Here is a 17,217-nt window from a genome sequence, read left to right on the forward strand (position 1 = left end):
CCACTCGGAGCCCCATGTCGAAGGCCACGTTGGACCGCATCGAGGGCGACATCGCCGTGCTCGTGGTGGATGGCCGCGAAGTGACGCGCCCCATGCGCGAACTGCCGGCTGGCGCACGCGAGGGCGACGTCATCGACTTGAAGACCCTCACGGTGGACACGAAGGCCACGGCGGCATTGCGCGAAGAGGTGCGCGAGGCGCGCGAGCGAGCACAGCGAGGCAAGCCCCCACCGCCCTCGGGCGACTTCGACCTGTGACGTGAGCACGCCGGGCTCTGCTCAGCACGCAGGTAGGCGCAGCGATGCCCAACGCGCGCGGAGAGGTCAGTCTTCTACCGCGCCTGAGCGACTACGACCCGTGACGTAGACACGCCGGGCCACAGGTGCTCCCGCGAGGAGCACCGTGAAGCCCAGCGTTCGGCTACATCGTGCCGGAGAGGACGAGCGGAACCTGGAGGTCCACGTCGTCGCCCGAGAAGCTCGAGAAGACCATGCGCTTCGCGCGGTCCTTCAGGCACTCCCCGACTCCCGACCCGTTGATGTCCGCCCGATCAAACGAGGCGGCCTTCACCGTGCCCGAGGCCCCCACGGTGGCGGTCAGCGTGACCTTGCCACCGCGGAACTTCGGGTTCTTGCGCAGCTCCTGCTCGATGCAGTTGCGGAAGCCGGGCTGCGTCTGGGCCACCACGCGCTGCACTTCTTCAGGAGCGGGACCGCCCGCGGAGGCACTGTCCTTGGCCGCGACCTCCGCGTCCTTGCGGACCTCCGGGCCCACCTCCGCCTTCTGCGTATCGGCGTAGGCAGCCGCAAGCTCCGCCTGGGCCTTCCCATTCGCCGGAGCAGTGCTGCCCTGCGCGCCCGCCTCCGCCGGCTTCGGCGCCGCCGCCGGTCGCTTCTCCGACTCAACCGGGCGCGACGGGGGAGGAGGCGGCGTGCGGCCCAGCAGCTTGTCGCGCAGCGCGCCCACGCCCTCCACGGAGAACACGGGCTGCTCCACCGTGCGGCCCTCGGCGTCCACTCGCTTGACCGTGAGCGGCACCACCTTGGTGGCGGACAGCGCGTACAGGATGCCCACGGGCACCACGATGATGAGCACCACGAAGAGCGCGATCTTCCACGCCGGATTGCGGCGCGTGACGCCCGACTTCTTCATGAAGTAGCGCGTGTCCTCCACCGGCGCGGACTCGTCGTCGGGGTCTGCCCCCAGCGGCGCGCCCTGCTCGTCGGACTCGGGCGCTCCGTCATCCTCGCCCTCGCCCCGGTTGCCCGGCAGGTCCAGGTCGGAGAACAGCTCGTTGAGCGGCGCGGCACTCGCGGCGGGAGCCTCCGCGCGCGCGGCCTGACCACGCCGTCCAGACGAGGCGGGCGCCGGCTTCGCCGCGGGCTCGGAGAAGAACGTCCGCTCGGGCTCGTCCTCTTCGTTCGCGGGCGGCTCGGACTCGGGCTCGGGCATGAACGCCTGGGGCTCCGGCTCACGACGGGGCGCGGCCCGCATGGGAGCAGGCGGAGGAGGAGGAGCCGCCACGGGAGGGGGCGGCGCCACGGGCTCGGGGGGCGGCGCGAAGAACGCAGCCAGCTCCGGGATGTCCGAACCGCGCTTCCAGTCCGGCATGCCCTGGCGCCAGAAGAAGCTGCGCGCGCTGATGCTGCCCGACGACACCCAATCCGCCAGGGCGGCCTCATCCAGAGGACCTTCCTGCTTGTTGCGCACCATGACGAACCAGGGCGCTCCCGCGGCCTGGCGCACGGGAGCCGCGCGCGTCGGCTCATCATCCCAGGGCGTCTGGGGCGCGGTGACAGGTGCTCTCGCGACGGGAGCAGCGGCAGGAACCGGAGCGGGAGCGGGAGCCGAGGCACTCGCCGTCTCACTCAGCGAGCGCTCCTGCGCGCGGATGCGCTCCACGTCGGCCAGAGACACCACGCGGGTGCTCTCTTCCTCGGCGGGGCCCTGCACCGTGATGACGCTCTGACAATTCTTGCAGCGGACCTTGACCGTCTTGCCGCGGACTTTTTCGTCCGCAATGGAGTACCGCTTCTGGCAATTGTCGCAGGTGAAGTTCAAGGGGGGTGTCCGACTCGCGGGGAAACGGGCCCGGATGCTACCGCCAGAAATCGCCCGCGCAAACCCACCGTTGACTCTGCCCGTCGGCCCAACTATTCAGCCGCCTCCCTGTCTTCTCTAGCCTTTTAGAAGGTGGCGAATGTCGGCGAAGGACCTCGGGACGAAGTTCGTCTGCTTCAAGTGCAGCACGAAGTTCTACGACATGAAGAAGCCGGATCCGGTGTGCCCCAAGTGCGGCGCCGACCAGCGTGAAAGCCCTGCCCTGAAGCCCGCGCCCGAAGGACGCCGCAGCCGGCTGTCTGCCGCGCCCAAGGTCATCGAGCCCGTCGAGCCCGAGGAGCCCGCGGCCTCCGAGGAGGAGGAAGAGGACCTCGAGAGCTTCGACGACGAGGAGGCTGGCGCCGGCGAGGCCGAGGAAGACGAAATCTAGCCAGCAGCAGTGGGTGTCATGCACGGGGAGGCTCCGTGGCCAGCAGGCCCGGGGCCTCTTCGTCGTTCTGCAGCGCCCCGCGAACGCTGCCTACGGGTTCGACGACGCCGGCGACAGCTCCGTCAGGGCGCGGCGAATCTGCTCATAGAGGCCAGGCCCCATCTCCTGCATCCCCACGGGCCGGGCCGCCCGGCCCGAGGGCGCCGCGGGGCGTGGCTCCGGTGGCATCACTCGCTTCTTTGGCTGGTGCATGACGTGCCCCCCTCTTGTGTGGTGCAAGCACCCTCATAACAATTTTGCCATTAAGACGGAAACCGAAACCGCCCGCCGCGGTTCACAGAGCGTTAGACGCGGAGCGGCCGATTCCTTCCACGTCTCGCCCTGGAGTTGGGGGTGTCGGGGTCAGCGCAGGTCAGCGGCGCCCCACGCCTGGTCCACCGTGACGGTCTCTCCCGGGTGGACGTCCACGGTGCGCGAAGTCTCCGGCAGCCGCTCGTGCCAGAAGACGAGGGTGTGCTTCCCGGCGGGGACCTTGAGGCGGAAGCGCCCGTCCACGCCCGAGGTCGTGAAGTAGGGATGGTCGAAGGTGCGCACGACGGCGTGCATCCAGGGATGGACGTCGCAGCGGATGGCGACGGTGCCCGGCTCGGTGGGCAGCGGCCGGTGCAGGGTCATCCCCTCCAGCGGCATGGCCACGTTGAAGACTGAACGATTGGCCGCGGACGCGGCGCGCACGTTGTGGACCAGCGGGTCCGAATTCCGTAGGGCCAGGGAACTCCCCGCCCGGGCCGCCAGGGCGGGTGGCTCGTAGGAGCACTTGCGCTGGTCCAGCACCGGCTCGGGAGTGGGCTCGGGAGGTGCGGCGAAGGCAGCGCCGTCCTTCAGCGACACCACAGCATAGGCAAGCGTGCCGCCCTGCCCCACCACGACAGAGCGGTCCTCGGACTGCTCTCCACAGACGCCAGCGGCGGTGGCGCTGGTATCGCGCAGGACGGGGGCGGGCGGAGGGCCGGACAGGCGCACGCTGCCCTCCAGGGTCCCCCACTCCGCCACGGGAGCCACCGGACGGGCGGCGGGAGGCGGGGCGCCCGAGGAGGGGGGCGCGGCGGGAGGAGGAGACTCGCGACAGGCGGAGGCCAGGGCGAGCAGGAGGCAGGCGCGAAGGAAGGAGGGCCGGAACACGTGCCCCGGTCTAACGGGTGCGTGAAGCGGATTCAAACGCCGGATGGCCGCACGGGCAGCGTGGGATGACGACTGGCCCATTTGGGCGTTGGACCCCCATCATCCTTGTTGGTACAAGAGCCGCGCCGCGCGTCGGTGCGGCCGTGTGGGAGGCAGCAAACTTGCGGGAGAAACTGAAGGCCCTGGCGGAGCTGCAGAAGGTAGACCTGGAGGTCGCCTCGCTCCGGAAGGCTGCGGACGTGCATCCCCGTCAGATCTCCGAGCTGGAGCGGGACCTGGGGGTGGCGCGGAGTGCCATCGAGGCGGAGCGCGCGCGCGTGACCGACCTCGAGCGGCAGAAGGCCCTGCTCGAGCAGAACATCGCGGACGAGAAGGACAAGGTGAAGAAGTGGGAAGGTCGCCTGTCCGATCAGCGCTCGACGCGTGAGTACTCGGCGCTCGCGAGGGAGATCGACATCGCGAAGAAGGGCATCCTCACCCAGTCCGAGGAGCTGACGGACAAGGTGAAGGAGCTGGCCGCGGCGCGCGAGGCCATCAAGTCCAAGGAGTCGGACTTCGCGACCCGTCAGCAGAGCCTCTCGGGGCGCATGACGGAGCTGCGCGGCAAGCTGGGCGAGGCCGAGGGCCAGGTGAAGTCGCTGGAGGGCCGTCGCTCGGAGGTGGCCGCCGCGGTGGACGCCACGCTGCTGCGCCGCTACGAGGTCATCCGCAAGAAGAAGCTCCCCGCCATCGTCGGCGTGGCGGCGGGCACTTGCCAGGGCTGCAACATGAACGTGCCGCCCCAGCTCTACAACATGCTGCGCACCACGCTGGGCACGGACGTGTGTCCCTCGTGCAACCGCATCATCTACGCAATCGAGGCGCTCCAGGAGAAGCAGCCGGCCGCTGACGAGTAGTCGCGGTCGTCCTGTTTCGTCCCATGGCCCGGCCCTCCCTCGTCGACCTCCTCCGCTTCATCGCGCGTGAGGAGCCGCTGACGAGCACGGTCCGGGCCTTCCGGGGCCTCACCCGGGAGCACCTGGGCCAGTTGCTGGAGGAGGCCGCCGACCGGCTCGGTCCTGGCGCCTCGTCCGCTCCCGAGCCCTCGTCCCCTGCCCCGATTCCCCCAACGGTGGAGACCTCGCGAACCACGGGCCCGGTTCCCCGGCTGCGCGTCTATTCCGACGGTGCGGCGCGCGGCAATCCGGGACCTGCTGGCGCGGGCGCCGTGGTGAAAGACGTCGAAGGCCGGGTGGTGGCGCGGCTCGGGCGCTTCCTCGGCGTCCAGACGAACAACTTCGCCGAGTACACGGCGCTCCTCCTGGGCCTCCAGCACGCCCGGGGGCTGGGCGCCTCCGAGGTGGAGGTCTTCGCGGACAGCGAGCTGCTCATCCGGCAGCTCGGGGGCCGCTATCAGGTGAAGAGCCCCACACTGAAGCCGCTGTTCGATGAGGCCCGGCGGCTGCTCGCGGGCTTCTCCGCCGTGAAGCTCACCCATGTCCCCCGCGCGCAGAACGCCGAGGCAGACGAGATGAGCAACCGCGCCATCGACGAGCGCATGTAGCGCGAAGGGCCGCAGGCGTGTTCACCGCGCGCGGCGCAGTCTTGAGCGGAGTGGACCCGAACGGCACCGCTGTTGTATCCCCTGGAGCGCCAGAGCGGCCCGGATGAACGCCGGCCATTGCAGTCATGGGTGGCGGGAGGAAAGTCCGAGCTCCAGAGGGCAGGGTGCTGGCTAACGGCCAGTCGAGGCGACTCGCAGGACAGTGCCACAGAAAACAGACCGCCCGTTCCGCAAGGGGCGGGTAAGGGTGAAACGGTGCGGTAAGAGCGCACCGCGTCCGGGGTGACTCGGACGGCACGGTAAACCCCACCTGGAGCAAGAGCCAATAGGAGCGCGTCCCCGAAAGGGGACAAGGATGGCCCGTCCCAAGCGCTCGGGTTGCTCGCTGATGAGGCCCCTGGGCAACCAGGGCCCTAGATGAATGTTCATCGCCCATTCCGAAAGGGGTGGGGACAAAACTCGGCTTACAGGGCCGCTCTGGCGCTTCTTCCCTGTCACAGCCACTTCAGCGCAGCCGCTCGCGTTCGGCGCGGCGTGCACGCAGCGGTATGTGCACGCGCGTCTGGCGTTTGAGTGCGCGCATGAACGTCCGTCCCACCGTCCTGCTGCTCCTGTGCCTGTCGCTTCCCAACCTGACCTGGGCCGCGAGTCCCCAGTCCACCGGTTCGTCTCCTCCAGCGGCCGCTGCGAAACAAAAGAGTGCGGCAGCAAAGCCCCAGACGTGCCGAGACATCATGCGCGCGTTGGCGGAGCCCGGGCCCGTGAAGGTGGAGTTCGAGGCGCTCACACTCGATGTTCCCCCAGGACTCCTCTTCCTCAGGGCAGAACACGCCAAGGAACTCTCGAAGCGCCAGTGCGGAAATCCCCTGCTCGAAGGCTCGATGGGACTCGTCCTGCCCACCGGCACGGCGCAGGGCGAGCTTCTCCTCGGCCACTTCGGTGTGGGCCACCTGCAGGAGAACCCGCTCGACGAAAGGCTCCTCCTCGCCTCTCGCAAGCGGTTGGACCCGGGGACGGCGATGCAGACCCTCGACTGGCACACCCCGCCAACCTACGACCGCGCCAAGCACCGCGCCACGTGGGCGTTGGATACCCTCACGGGGGGCGCTCCCGCTCTCCATGAGGAGGCGTATGTGCTGGGCCGCTGGGGGTTCGTGTCCGTGACCCACTTCGGAAAGCCTGAGGTCGTGACGGCGATGCACCCCGCGCTGCTCAAGGTCTTGGACGGCATCCAGTTCAAGCCAGGGGCGCGCTACGAGGATTACGACGCCCATGCCGACGGCGCCTCGCGAAAAGACCTCAATACCTATGCGGAAGACCTGCTCCAACGGCTGGGAGACGACGCGAGTCCTCCGACCGCGCAGCCCCGCTCACAGCCGGGCCCCCAGGCTTCGTCCGGTCAGACGACGACCGCGGCCCGACCGAGCGCACCGTCCGAACAACCCACGTGCATGAACACGATGCGCGCATTGGCCATCGCCGGGCCCATGAAGGTGGAGTTCGAGAAGTTCACGTTCGATGTCCCCGCGGGCTTTTTCTTCCTGGGGGAGGAGCGCTCCAAGGACCTCTTGAAGACGCGCTGCGCATTGGGCTGGGAGCCCTACTGGCTAGGGCTCATCATGCCCAGTGACAAGCAGGCGGCACTCATCCTCACCTATAAAAACGTGGGCTATTTCCGAGACGAGCGCCCGCTGGATGCAATCCAGATCCTCGCCACCGTCAAGGAGAGGTACCAAAGGCCTGAGCTGATGATCACCGGATGGCATACCCGGCCGTCCTACCATCGCGGCAAACACCAGCTCACCCTGGCCGCGGACACCACGCAGACGGGCACTCCGGCGGTCATCGACCAAGGCTGGGTTCTGGGCCGCAATGGGTTCGTAGCGCTCTACAACACCGGGAAGCCCGACGAGGTGAAGGCGGTGCACGCAGCGCTTCTCAACCTTCTGAATGGCATCCAGTTCAAGAAGGGCGCGCGATACAAGGACTACGTGGCCCAGGACGGCGAAGCGGTGCAGGGAGACCTCAACACCCTCCTGCAGAAGAATCTGTGACCTCTGGGGAAAACGACGCGAGTCCTTCGCACACGCAGCCTGACTCGACATGAAGCATGACGGGCACGGCGCCTCGGACTCGCGCTTCGGTTCATCCCACGAGCCCACCCACCCCGTCCGAGCAGGACGGGCAGTCCCTTTGAAGCGCCGAGCGGCGGCAGGCACCCTGCAGGTTCAGCCCAGCCTGGAGCCGCGCGGTCACCGCCTCCGCGCCCGGCTCGAGCCTCCCGCCGGAGGCAGCGGGACGGCGCTCAGCGACCGACGGGGACCTGGGCCAGCAGCAGCCGGTCGTTGCCGTCGTTGCGCACCACGTCCGGGTTGGTGAGCTTCAGGCGCGTGTCCGTGCGCGGCTCCCACAGGCCCATCCACAGGTTCAGCGCGCGCACGGGCGAGCCCGGCGGCACCGAGACGATGAACTCGTCCTTCACCGTCTCGCCCGGCTTCCACTGCGTTGTCGGGTAGAGACCATTCGCGGGCTTGTGGTCCACGTTGGTGCGCTCCACGCGGCCGTCGGCGTCCTCCACGTGCACGAAGACGATGTAGTCGTCGTCCAGCGGCTGGAGCACCTTGAAGAACAACGTCACCCGGGCCTGGTCCCCCGGGGCGACGCGGCCGGGCTGGACCGTGGCGCCCACCAGCTCCACCTTCCCTCCCAGATTGGCGCCATTGCGCACGGACAGCGGCGGCACCTGGGTCACCGTGGCCGCGCGCCGCTCCTCGGGGCTGGCGCCTCCCGGGGCCTCGACGATGCAGGCACTGCCCAACAGCAGGGATGCGGACACCCAAAGGGTCGAGGGACGGAAGCGCATGGCGATGCGCGGTTCTACTCGGCCGGGGGCGCTGCATCCAACTGCGCGTTGGTGTATGCGAGGCCGCGCATGAACACCCCACCCCTCCTCGCCGCCCTGGCCACCCAGGTCCCGCCCTCTCCCTCCCCCGCTCCCACGCCGGGCGGAGGCACGACGCAGCCGGGAACGGGCACGCCGCCCGAGCATGGCCTCCCCATGGGCGAGGTGGTGGGGATGGGCGTGGCGGCCCTCTTCGTCCTCCTCGTGGTGCTCGCCGCGCGCAAGCTCTTCACCCGGGGCCGTCAGGCCGAGGACAAGAAGCCCGCGGTCCCCAAGGCGGAGGAGAAGCCCGCCCTCCCCGAGCCGCGCCCCGAGCTGCGCGTGGACCTGCCGCCCTCCGAGCTGGAGCTGGCGCGCCTCCGCGAGCTGGACGAGGCCCATGCGCGCTCCGAGGCACTGACCCGCCAGCGCGAAGAGGCCGCCCGCGCCGCGCGCACCACCACCGACGCCACCGAGCGCGCTCGCCTGGAGGCGGAGGCTCGCGAGCTCAAGGAGCGCGAGGAGGAGCAGAAGCGCGCCGAGTACCGCGCGAAGAAGGCCGCGGATGACGAGGCCCGCGAGCGCCGCCGCCGCGAGGTCGCCGAGGCCCAGCGCCTCCAGGAGGAGCAGCGCGCCCGCGAGGCCGCCACCGCCGAGGAGGCCAGGCGCGCCGAGGAGGCCGCCGCCCGCGCCAAGGTCCAGGCCGAGGCCGGCCGCACGCTGGCCCAGGGCCTGGACAAGACGCGCAGCCAGGGCTTCATGGCCCGCCTCAACGGGCTCTTCGGCCAGCAGCGCGTGGTGGACGAGTCCGTGCTCGCGGACCTGGAGGAGATCCTCTTCACCGCCGACATCGGCGTGCGCACCGCGAACCGGCTCGTCGAGGAGGCGCGCGAGAAGCTCAAGCGCAAGGAGCTGAGCGACCCGGAGAAGATCAAGCGCGTCATCCGCGACGAGGTGGAGCGCATCGTGGCGCTGCCCGTGCCGCGCTCGCTGGAGGGCGGCGGCCCGCCCCACGTCGTCATGGTCGTGGGCGTCAACGGCGCCGGCAAGACGACCACCATTGGCAAGCTGGCCGCGCAGCTCACGGGCCAAGGCAAGAAGGTGGTTGTCGCCGCGGGTGACACCTTCCGCGCCGCCGCCACCGAGCAGCTCGACGTGTGGGCCGAGCGCGCCGGAGCGCAGCTCGTCAGGGGCGCCGACGGTGGGGACCCGGGCTCCGTCGTGTTCGAGGCCGTGAAGCGCGCGCGCGCGGAGAACGCGGACGTCGTCATCGCCGACACCGCGGGACGCCTGCACACCCAGGCGCCGCTCATGGAGGAGCTGAAGAAGGTCAAGCGCGTCATGGACAAGGCGCTGCCCGGCGCGCCGCATGAGGTGCTGCTGGTGCTCGACTCCACCAACGGACAGAACGCCATCCAGCAGGCCAAGCAGTTCCACGAGGCGGTGGGCGTCACGGCCATCGCGCTCACCAAGCTGGACGGCACCGCCAAGGGCGGCGTCATCATCGGCATCTGCGACGAGCTGAAGCTGCCCGTGGTCTGGGTGGGCGTGGGCGAGAAGATCGCCGACCTGCGCCGCTTCGATCCGCGCGAGTTCGTCCAGGCCCTGTTCGATTGAGGCCCGGGCTCACTGCCCGGTGAGCTGGGGAAGGATCTCCTCCAGCATCTTGCGCGTCTCAGCGTCCAGCTTCATGTCGCCCAGGCCGCCCATCATCGACCCCAGGTCCGGCGCGCCCAGGTCCGCGTCGCCGTGCGCCTCCTCCCACCAACGCACGCGCAACGCTCCGAGTGCTCGCGTATGCGCGGGGCTCGCCTTCGCCAGCTCCTTCACCAGGCACTCCTTGCACGTCCACTTGAAGCGGTACGTGTCCACGTAGGAGCGCAGGCCCTGGAAGTACGGCGCATCCCCCACGAGCTGGCGCGCGGCCTGGTGGAACAGCGGCGCCTTGCCGTACACGAGCGCGCCGTACTGCATCTCATCGTCGAAGTCGCCCGTGGCCCGGTCCGCCCGGCCGTCCTCACCGCCCGACAAGCGATAGAAGTGGTAGGGCGTCACCAGTCCCTCGCGACGCATGCGCTCCGCGGCGGGCTTGCCGTGTGCCCACTCGAAGTAGAGCACCGCGGCGTACTGGGCCAGGGACTCATCCACCACGGGCGCGTTGATGGGGTCCGAGCCCACCAGCGCCGCGAAGTACTGGTGCGCCACCTCGTGCGCCACGGTGAACTCCAGCGTGCGCTCCAGCGTCGCCCCCATCTGCGCCATCGCCCCGCCGCCCGCATCGCCCAGCAGCGCCTGCAGGTCCTCCATGCCCGCCATGCCGGAGAGCACCGCGCTCGGGTCCGTCGAGGCCCGATAGAGCGACGTCGCCACCGTGACGAGCCCCGGGAACTCCATGCCTCCGGCGCCCCCCGACAGCGGCGCCTCCACCACGCGGAAGTGCGTGTAGGGCAGCGGGCCCAGACGGCGCTCGAACTCGGACAGGGCCTGCGTCGCGTACTTCAGCACGCGCTGGGCACTGGCCTCGTCCCGGGGCAGGAAGTGGCTCTCCACCGTCACGCCGTTCACGGTGGTCGTCTCGGACCGATAGCCGCGCGACACGAACACGGGGAAGTCTCGCACCGCCGCCGCGGCGAACCCGAAGCGGACGCGACCATCCGGCTCGGGCACTTCGCCCATGGGAGCGCCCGTGGCATGCGCGGTCCAGCCCGGGGGCACGGTGACGGTGGCCAGCACGTGCGCCGGCTCGTACAGCGCGAGGTCCCCGATGCCCTGCGGCCCCGCCCAGGGCTTCCCCTGGTCATCCAGCGGCGGCACCTGCGGCACCACGCCCACCAGGCTGAGGAAGTCCGACGTCGCCGAGAAGGCCCCGTGGTCTCCGCCGCTCGCGGCACCGCCTCCGCCCAGCAAGGAACCGCTCTGCGCCGGAGCGCGCGGCACCGTGGCCTTCACCGACATCTCCAGCGTGGCGCTCGCCCCCGGCGCGAGCGGCGATGGCAGCGCCAGTCGTGACAGCGTGGGCTCGGGGCCCTGCTCCAGCGTGACGGGCTGGCCGTTGAGCTTCACCTGCGACAGCGACACCCGCCGCGCCCGAGCATTGGGCGTCAGCCGCAGATACAGCTCCGAGAGCGGGCGCCCGCCGCGCGCCGTCAGCTCGACCTGCACCTTGCCCCAGACGAGGCGCTCCTTCGGGTCGACCTCCAGTTGCACCCGGTAGCGCGGCAGCGCCTCCAAAGGCCCGAGCGCCCGCGCCGCCCGCTCCCGCTCGGAGGGCTTGAGGTGCTGGAGGCACAGCTGCACTTCTGGAGGCACATCGGCCTGGGCCCGAGCGCTGACGAACAGGGCCAGGAGACTCCACCGGAGGAGCGCGCGCATGGGGGCATGCTAATTGACCCGTTGCGCAGCCGCTCGCTACAAGCCCGGAAATGCCCTCCAGAACGCTTACCCTGGCCCTGGCCGCAGTCTGCGTCTTCCCCGCCTGCGCGGCGCGGCAAGCTCCCGCCGCCCATCCCGTTGTCTCCCCCGCGGCTCCCCGCGCCATCCTGCTGCTCAAGGACACTCCCGAGCGCGAGACGGCGAGGCTCAAGGAGCTGCGCCAGGACGTGGAGGTCGACACGCGCGACGCGGACCGCACGCCCCATGTGGTGGCCACCGGACAGACCGAGCCGCTGAAGCTGGAGGGGGCCCGCGCGCGCCTCTACGGCGACGCGAAGGGGACCGAGGGATTCTCGGTGGACAACTTCCTGCTGCTGGAGGTCGTGGACGGACGCGGCACCGTGCTGCGCCGGGCCGCCGTGGGCTACACCGACAGCGTCCTCATCGGGAATCAACAGGTGGACAACGTGGGCCGCCGCGCCTTCGCCTTCGAGCCCGGCGAGGTGGACGTCACCGAGCTGCTGCCCGAGTCCGGCGAGTTCCGCGTGCGCACCACCGCGCTCGACTACTGGGGCGTGGGCCGGGTGAGCAACGTGTACCTGGTGCTGTCACCCGAGGCCCGCAGGGGAGAAGACGACCTGCGGGGCCAGTAGCCACCCCTTCGGTCAGAAGCGCAGCCCGCCCCCGGAGGGCAGCGCCGCCGGGCGGGCCGCGGCGGGAATCACGCCGTCGCAGTTCACGCCGCACACCTCGTTGGGCGCCAGCGGCTTGGCGCTGTTCTGGGTCGCCATGACCGCGCCCACGGACGCGGCAGCAACGAGCCCCACGCCGGCCCAGACGTACCAGCGCTGGTACCAGGACTTGCTCGTGGAGACGACCGGCTCCGGCTCCTGGCCCTGCGGGTTGAGCGCGAGGCCCGGCTGCTCCACCGGCGTGCGCTCCGGAATGAGCACGGGGTTGCGCGGCTGGTCGCTCGCGTCCGCGACGGACACCGGGCGCAGCTTGCCCTCCACGACGTACTGCTGGCCGGCGCGCACCGTGATGTGCTGCACGTCCTTCAGGTCCTTGGCGCGGAACTCGAACTCACGCGTGCCCGGCTTGAGCTGCATGTTGGAGAGTGGGGTGGTCCCCATCTCCACGCCATCCAGCAACACGGTGGCCCGGCTCACGTCCGCCGTCACGGTGGCGAAGCCCACCACCGCATCCATCGCCACCACCAGCTCCGAGGACTTGCCCTCCTCCACCACGACGCGCTCGCTGTACTCCGCGTAGCCGGAGCGCCGCGCGACGACGGTGTGCGTCTCGCCGGGCGTCACGGCCAGCGGGCCCGAGCCCGCCGTCACTTCCTTGCCGTCCAGGAACAGCTTCGCCCCGCGCGCGTTGGTCCCCAGCTTGAGCACCAGCTCCGTCTTCACCGGCACCAGCGGCGCGATGAGATCATCCTCCTCCGGAGTCGGCGCGGGAGGCGGCTTGACGGACTGCCCCTTGCGCGTGGCCGTGCGCTCCTTCTTCGGAGCGCGCGTCTTGGGCAGCTTGGGCGTGCGGACGGCCTTGCTCTTCTTCGTGCGCGACGTCTTCGGTTGGGGACCCAGCGGCTCGATGAGGTCGTCATCCTGCGCGAACGCGGACGACGGCATGACCAGTGCGGCAACCAGCAGGGAGAGCACCACGCGACGAAGGATCATGACGGCCCGAAGGTTAGAGAGTCATCCGAGGGGAAGCAAACAGAGTCCCACCGACCCTCGCGTTGGAGGAATATCGCGAGCCATGCACCGCGTCTTGCCTCCCGTGGCCCTCGCAGTCTGTGCCCTCAGTCTCACGGCGTGCCCGGCCAAGGCACCTCCGCGCGCGGAGGCGTCCGCGTCCGCTCCACCGGTGAAGGTGCCGCCCGGCTGTGAGCGCAACCAGGCAGGCGAGTACCGCCACGCGCAGAACGCGGCGTTCCGTTACCTGGGCGAGGACGACGGCGGAACGCTGTCGCTCGCGGTGGTGCGCGCCTGGGCCGACGGTGGCGTCGAGGCCCCCGACGCGGGCTCCGTCTCCATCGTCCTGAATCGGACATCCGAGGGCTTCATCGGCGAGACACGCGCCCAGGGCTTCAGCGGCTCCGGAGCCCCCTGCCCCGTGGCCTTCCCCACCGAGGCCATCGCCTGCGGCGACGCGGGGCTCACCCTGCGCTCCGTCTCCAGCACCGCCATCGACGAGGGCTGCCGCGCCGCCACCTCCGGACCTCCGCCCGTTCGGCTGGAGCAGCAGCTGCTGCGCGTGCCGCCCGACGCGGGCACCTGAGCCCTGAAACGACTCCGCCGCCGGCCCAGCGCTCCAGGGAGCGAGGACGCGGCGGCGGTGGAAGCGGGCCAGGCCCGAGCACTCACGCAGCGCGGCGGGTGTGCTCCTCGGCGGGCTTCACGACGGCGGCGTCGGACAGCTTCACGCGGCCCGCCAGCCCCTGGAGCAGGCTGGACACGCCGACATACATGAAGCCGGCCTGGAACAGCACGATGAAGGGCACCGAGGTGTAGATGCGCGCGTCGATGGCGAACCACAGCGCGCCCGTGAAGTAGAAGGCGAACAGCAGCTCCACCACCGGCATGAGCGTCTTGCTGCCACGGTAGCTCTTCTTCACCGCCTTGACGCTCTTGCCCTCGGCGCCCGTCTTCGGCGTCCGCGCGAAGCCGGACTGCTGGTTGAGCAGCGCCTCGAGCACCGCCTTCGCGTTGTTGATGGCCAGGCCAATGCCCAGGCTCATCAGGAAGGGCAGGTACTTCACCCGCTCCCACCCCGTCACCCCGCGCTCGCGCTGCGCGGCGACGTAGAACACGCACACGCTCGCGGTGGCGGTGATGAAGAACGGCAGGTCCAGGAACAGCGTGCCGTACAGGCCGTGCTGGAAGCGCACCACCATGCTGACCGGCATCAGCACGGACAGGAGCACCATCAACAGGTAGGCCATGTTGTTGGTGAGGTGGAAGAAGGCCTCGCGCTTCACCACCAGCGGCAGGTCGCTCTTGAGGATGGTGGGCAGCAGCTTCTTCGCCGTCTGGATGGAGCCCTTGGCCCAGCGGTGCTGCTGGCTCTTGAAGGCGTTCATGTCCACCGGCACTTCGGCCGGGGAGATGACCTCCGGGAGGAACACGAACTGCCAGCCCTTGAGCTGAGCGCGGTAGCTCAGGTCCAGGTCCTCGGTCAGCGTGTCGTGCTGCCAGCCACCCGCGTCCGCGATGGTGTCGCGGCGCCAGATGCCCGCCGTCCCATTGAAGTTGAAGAAGCAGCCGGAGCGGTTGCGAGCGGTGTGCTCGATGATGAAGTGGCCGTCCAGGAAGATGCTCTGGGCCTGCGTGAGGATGGAGAACTCACGGTTGAGGTGGCCCCAGCGCACCTGCACCATGCCCACCTTCGCGTCCGCGAAGAACGGCACCGTGCGCATCAGGAAGTCAGGACTGGGGACGAAGTCGGCGTCGAACACCGCCACGTACTCGCCCCGGGCCAGCGTCAGCCCGTTCTCCAGCGCGCCCGCCTTGAAGCCCTGGCGGTTGGTGCGGTGGATGTAGACGATGTCATGGCCCTTCTGCCGGTGACGCTCCACGCAGGCCCGAGCGATACCGCACGTCTCGTCCGTCGAGTCGTCGAGGACCTGGATCTCCAGGAGGTCTCGCGGATAGTCGATGCGGCACACCGACTCCACCAGCCGCTCCACGACGTACATCTCGTTGAAGATGGGCAGTTGGATGGTGACGCGCGGCAACGCCTTCAGTGTTCCCTTGGGCGTGGGCAGCTTGAACTTGTGCCGGTAGTACAGGAACGCCATGCGATACCGGTGCGATCCGTAGACCGCCAGCACGCACAGGACGCTGAAGTACACGCCCAGGAAGATGATCTCTACGGTGGTCATCGGTGACGCTCAGCCCCTCCCGCGGCACTGTCGCCTGCGGTCCTTCCCTGCGCGGCGGCCCGAACACCCATCCTCACGCTGACCGCCGCCTGCTGGGTCCGGTGAGCCCCCGCCCCGTATGTGCCCGAAAAGACAAGGGTTTAATCTTCCGGGAATTGATCGGCGCCGGACAATAGGGACGCGTCAAGGTCGTGTCAAACTATTCCCCGGAATTGAGACCCACGGAGACGTTTGTTTGACGGCCCGCGTTATCACCTGCCTGGAAGTGAAGCCGGAGGTGGAGCGCGAGTCACCGGGGCTGAAGCGGCGACAAGGCTCCCCTATCCAGGGGGTTGCAGGCACTCAAGCCCCGCGAGGAGGTAGTCCACGCGGGGCCCTGGCGTGGCGCGGCACGCGGCGGGTTGGCTGGGTGGGGGCAGCGGCGACAGGAGCGCCCCAGGGGCTACATGGCGGCGCGGAGCGGGACGAGCGGCGCGGCCACGGTGGGCGGCTCGGAGACCTGGGCCTCGTCGCGGGTGGCGGCGGCGAGGACCTGCTCGACGAGTTGGGCGAAGGACAGGCCCGCGTGCTCGGCAATCCGGGGCAGGAGGCTGGTCGGCGTGAGACCGGGCAGCGTGTTCACCTCCAGCACCACGTCGTTCTGCGAGTCGGAGCAGAGCAGGTCCACGCGCGCATACCCGCGGCAGCCCAGCGCGCGGTACGCGGCGAGGGCCTGCGCCTCCACGTTGGCGATGCGCGTGGGGGACAGACGCGGCGGATGGAAGTAGCGGGCGCCGCCCTTGTACTTGGCGTCGAAGTCGAACGCGTCCCCGGAGAAGTCCATCTCGCAGGAGCCCAGCACCGCGTCGCCGAGGATGCCCACGGTGACCTCGCGGCCCTCGACGAACTGCTCCACCAGGGCCTCGCCGCCGTAGCGGCACGCGCGCGCCACTGCCAAGGGGAGAGCCTCCGCGTCCCGCACCACCGCGCAGCCCACCGAGGAGCCGCCGCACGAGGGCTTCACGATGCAGGGGAAGCCCCAGTCCGCGTGCAGCTCCGACAGCCGAGCCAGGTCGGCGCGCCCCACGCGGTAGCCCCGAGGCGTGGGCAGGTTGTGCAGCCGGAAGAGCTTCTTGGCCATGGGCTTGTTCATGGCCAGCGCCGAGGCCAGCACGCCCGAGCCGGTGTAGGGCAGCTCCAGCAGTTCCAGGAGGCCCTGCACCCGGCCGTCCTCGCCCATGCGGCCATGCAGCGCGAGGAACGCGACCTCCAAGTCGGCGGCCCGGAGCGCGCGGTCCAACCCGGGGCCGGCGAAGACGCGGGTGACGTGGTGACCGAGCGACTCCAGCGCCGCCACCACGGCCTCCCCGGTCTTCAGTGAAATCTCCCGCTCCTCGCCCCACCCGCCCATCAGCACTCCGACGCGCTTGCCCATGTCGATGACGCCTCCTGGGCCCGCCCTACAGCATGCGGAGTGCCACGCGCGGAGCGTCCGGATGCCCCGGGACGCCACGCGAAAACCCGCGATACGACGAGGCCGCGCCGCGCTCTGGCGGCCCACGACCGTGTTCTCACGACCACGGCGCGGCCTGGAGGCCACACCGCCGCCGCGAGCGAGGCTCAACCTCCGTCGCGACCCGCGTCGGCGCCGCCATCCCGGCCCGCGTCAGAACCCGCGTCGGTAACGGGCAGTGAGCCGGCGTCCGAGCCACCGTCGGACTCGCCCGGGACGCAGACGTCGTTCTGGCAGACGTAGCCGGGCAGGCACTGCCCCTTGTCACAGGGCTGCCCCTCCGGGTCGAAGTCCACGAGCAGGCTGCACGCGGAGAGGCAGAGGGCCACGAAGGGCCCGAAAAAACGCAAGGGACGGCGCATGG

Annotated in this window: 17 protein-coding genes and 1 other RNA gene; 9 read left to right on the plus strand and 9 right to left on the minus strand. The window is 70.0% G+C overall.

The features are described from left to right. The first annotated feature begins 14 nt into the window (after positions 1 to 14). On the plus strand, positions 15 to 257 hold the full coding sequence (locus JGU66_00895) for a DUF3006 domain-containing protein (GenBank protein ID MBJ6759298.1): 243 nt from the start codon (positions 15 to 17) through the stop codon (positions 255 to 257). Between the two features lie 163 nt (positions 258 to 420). Here the strand turns inward: JGU66_00895 and JGU66_00900 are convergent, their stop codons facing one another. Beyond that, complete coding sequence (locus JGU66_00900; GenBank protein ID MBJ6759299.1) at positions 421 to 2,061, minus strand: zinc-ribbon domain-containing protein; 1,641 nt, start codon at positions 2,059 to 2,061, stop codon at positions 421 to 423. Positions 2,062 to 2,200: 139 nt separating this feature from the next. Between JGU66_00900 and JGU66_00905 the strand changes: the two genes are divergently transcribed. Next, entirely contained in the window at positions 2,201 to 2,491 is a 291-nt protein-coding gene (locus JGU66_00905) for a TIGR02300 family protein (GenBank protein ID MBJ6759300.1), read from the plus strand. 90 nt (positions 2,492 to 2,581) lie between these two features. Here JGU66_00905 and JGU66_00910 read toward each other — a convergent pair whose 3' ends face one another. Further along, positions 2,582 to 2,743, minus strand: a complete 162-nt coding sequence (locus tag JGU66_00910; protein ID MBJ6759301.1) for a hypothetical protein — start codon at positions 2,741 to 2,743, stop codon at positions 2,582 to 2,584. 150 nt (positions 2,744 to 2,893) lie between these two features. Next, entirely contained in the window at positions 2,894 to 3,673 is a 780-nt protein-coding gene (locus tag JGU66_00915; protein MBJ6759302.1) for a hypothetical protein, read from the minus strand. A gap of 161 nt (positions 3,674 to 3,834) precedes the next feature. On the opposite strand from JGU66_00915, the gene JGU66_00920 reads away from it, so the two are divergent. The 4 genes from JGU66_00920 to JGU66_00935 all read left to right on the plus strand — a co-directional run bounded on the left by JGU66_00920 (position 3,835) and on the right by JGU66_00935 (position 7,270). Then, complete coding sequence (locus JGU66_00920) at positions 3,835 to 4,569, plus strand: hypothetical protein (GenBank protein ID MBJ6759303.1); 735 nt, start codon at positions 3,835 to 3,837, stop codon at positions 4,567 to 4,569. A 23-nt stretch (positions 4,570 to 4,592) separates the two neighbouring features. Continuing rightward, positions 4,593 to 5,216 carry a ribonuclease HI family protein gene (locus JGU66_00925; protein MBJ6759304.1) on the plus strand — a complete coding sequence of 208 codons (624 nt, stop codon included), beginning with the start codon at positions 4,593 to 4,595 and terminating at the stop codon, positions 5,214 to 5,216. Positions 5,217 to 5,307: 91 nt separating this feature from the next. Beyond that, positions 5,308 to 5,699, plus strand: an RNA gene (rnpB, locus tag JGU66_00930) — RNase P RNA component class A. 98 nt (positions 5,700 to 5,797) lie between these two features. Beyond that, entirely contained in the window at positions 5,798 to 7,270 is a 1,473-nt protein-coding gene (locus JGU66_00935) for a DUF2167 domain-containing protein (protein ID MBJ6759305.1), read from the plus strand. A 251-nt stretch (positions 7,271 to 7,521) separates the two neighbouring features. Here the strand turns inward: JGU66_00935 and JGU66_00940 are convergent, their stop codons facing one another. Next, complete coding sequence (locus JGU66_00940) at positions 7,522 to 8,079, minus strand: hypothetical protein (GenBank protein ID MBJ6759306.1); 558 nt, start codon at positions 8,077 to 8,079, stop codon at positions 7,522 to 7,524. A gap of 69 nt (positions 8,080 to 8,148) precedes the next feature. Here JGU66_00940 and ftsY point away from each other — a divergent pair, with 69 nt between their 5' ends. Further along, positions 8,149 to 9,714, plus strand: coding sequence for a signal recognition particle-docking protein FtsY (gene ftsY, locus JGU66_00945; protein MBJ6759307.1), 1,566 nt, complete (start codon positions 8,149 to 8,151; stop codon positions 9,712 to 9,714). A gap of 9 nt (positions 9,715 to 9,723) precedes the next feature. Here the strand turns inward: ftsY and JGU66_00950 are convergent, their stop codons facing one another. After that, positions 9,724 to 11,469 (minus strand): aminopeptidase, encoded by a 1,746-nt coding sequence (locus JGU66_00950; protein ID MBJ6759308.1) that lies wholly within the window; start codon positions 11,467 to 11,469, stop codon positions 9,724 to 9,726. A gap of 50 nt (positions 11,470 to 11,519) precedes the next feature. Here JGU66_00950 and JGU66_00955 point away from each other — a divergent pair, with 50 nt between their 5' ends. Beyond that, on the plus strand, positions 11,520 to 12,122 hold the full coding sequence (locus JGU66_00955) for a hypothetical protein (GenBank protein ID MBJ6759309.1): 603 nt from the start codon (positions 11,520 to 11,522) through the stop codon (positions 12,120 to 12,122). A gap of 12 nt (positions 12,123 to 12,134) precedes the next feature. Here the strand turns inward: JGU66_00955 and JGU66_00960 are convergent, their stop codons facing one another. After that, positions 12,135 to 13,154, minus strand: coding sequence for a PEGA domain-containing protein (locus tag JGU66_00960; GenBank protein MBJ6759310.1), 1,020 nt, complete (start codon positions 13,152 to 13,154; stop codon positions 12,135 to 12,137). 82 nt (positions 13,155 to 13,236) lie between these two features. On the opposite strand from JGU66_00960, the gene JGU66_00965 reads away from it, so the two are divergent. Continuing rightward, positions 13,237 to 13,758, plus strand: coding sequence for a hypothetical protein (locus tag JGU66_00965; GenBank protein MBJ6759311.1), 522 nt, complete (start codon positions 13,237 to 13,239; stop codon positions 13,756 to 13,758). Between the two features lie 82 nt (positions 13,759 to 13,840). Here JGU66_00965 and JGU66_00970 read toward each other — a convergent pair whose 3' ends face one another. The 3 genes from JGU66_00970 to JGU66_00980 all read right to left on the minus strand — a co-directional run bounded on the left by JGU66_00970 (position 13,841) and on the right by JGU66_00980 (position 17,215). Continuing rightward, positions 13,841 to 15,361 carry a glycosyltransferase family 2 protein gene (locus tag JGU66_00970; GenBank protein MBJ6759312.1) on the minus strand — a complete coding sequence of 507 codons (1,521 nt, stop codon included), beginning with the start codon at positions 15,359 to 15,361 and terminating at the stop codon, positions 13,841 to 13,843. Positions 15,362 to 15,803: 442 nt separating this feature from the next. Continuing rightward, on the minus strand, positions 15,804 to 16,775 hold the full coding sequence (locus tag JGU66_00975; protein MBJ6759313.1) for a D-alanine--D-alanine ligase: 972 nt from the start codon (positions 16,773 to 16,775) through the stop codon (positions 15,804 to 15,806). 185 nt (positions 16,776 to 16,960) lie between these two features. Next, positions 16,961 to 17,215, minus strand: a complete 255-nt coding sequence (locus tag JGU66_00980; protein ID MBJ6759314.1) for a hypothetical protein — start codon at positions 17,213 to 17,215, stop codon at positions 16,961 to 16,963. Positions 17,216 to 17,217: the final 2 nt, after the last annotated feature.

It is taken from the genome of Myxococcaceae bacterium JPH2, from assembly GCA_016458225.1.
Classification (GTDB): domain Bacteria; phylum Myxococcota; class Myxococcia; order Myxococcales; family Myxococcaceae; genus Citreicoccus.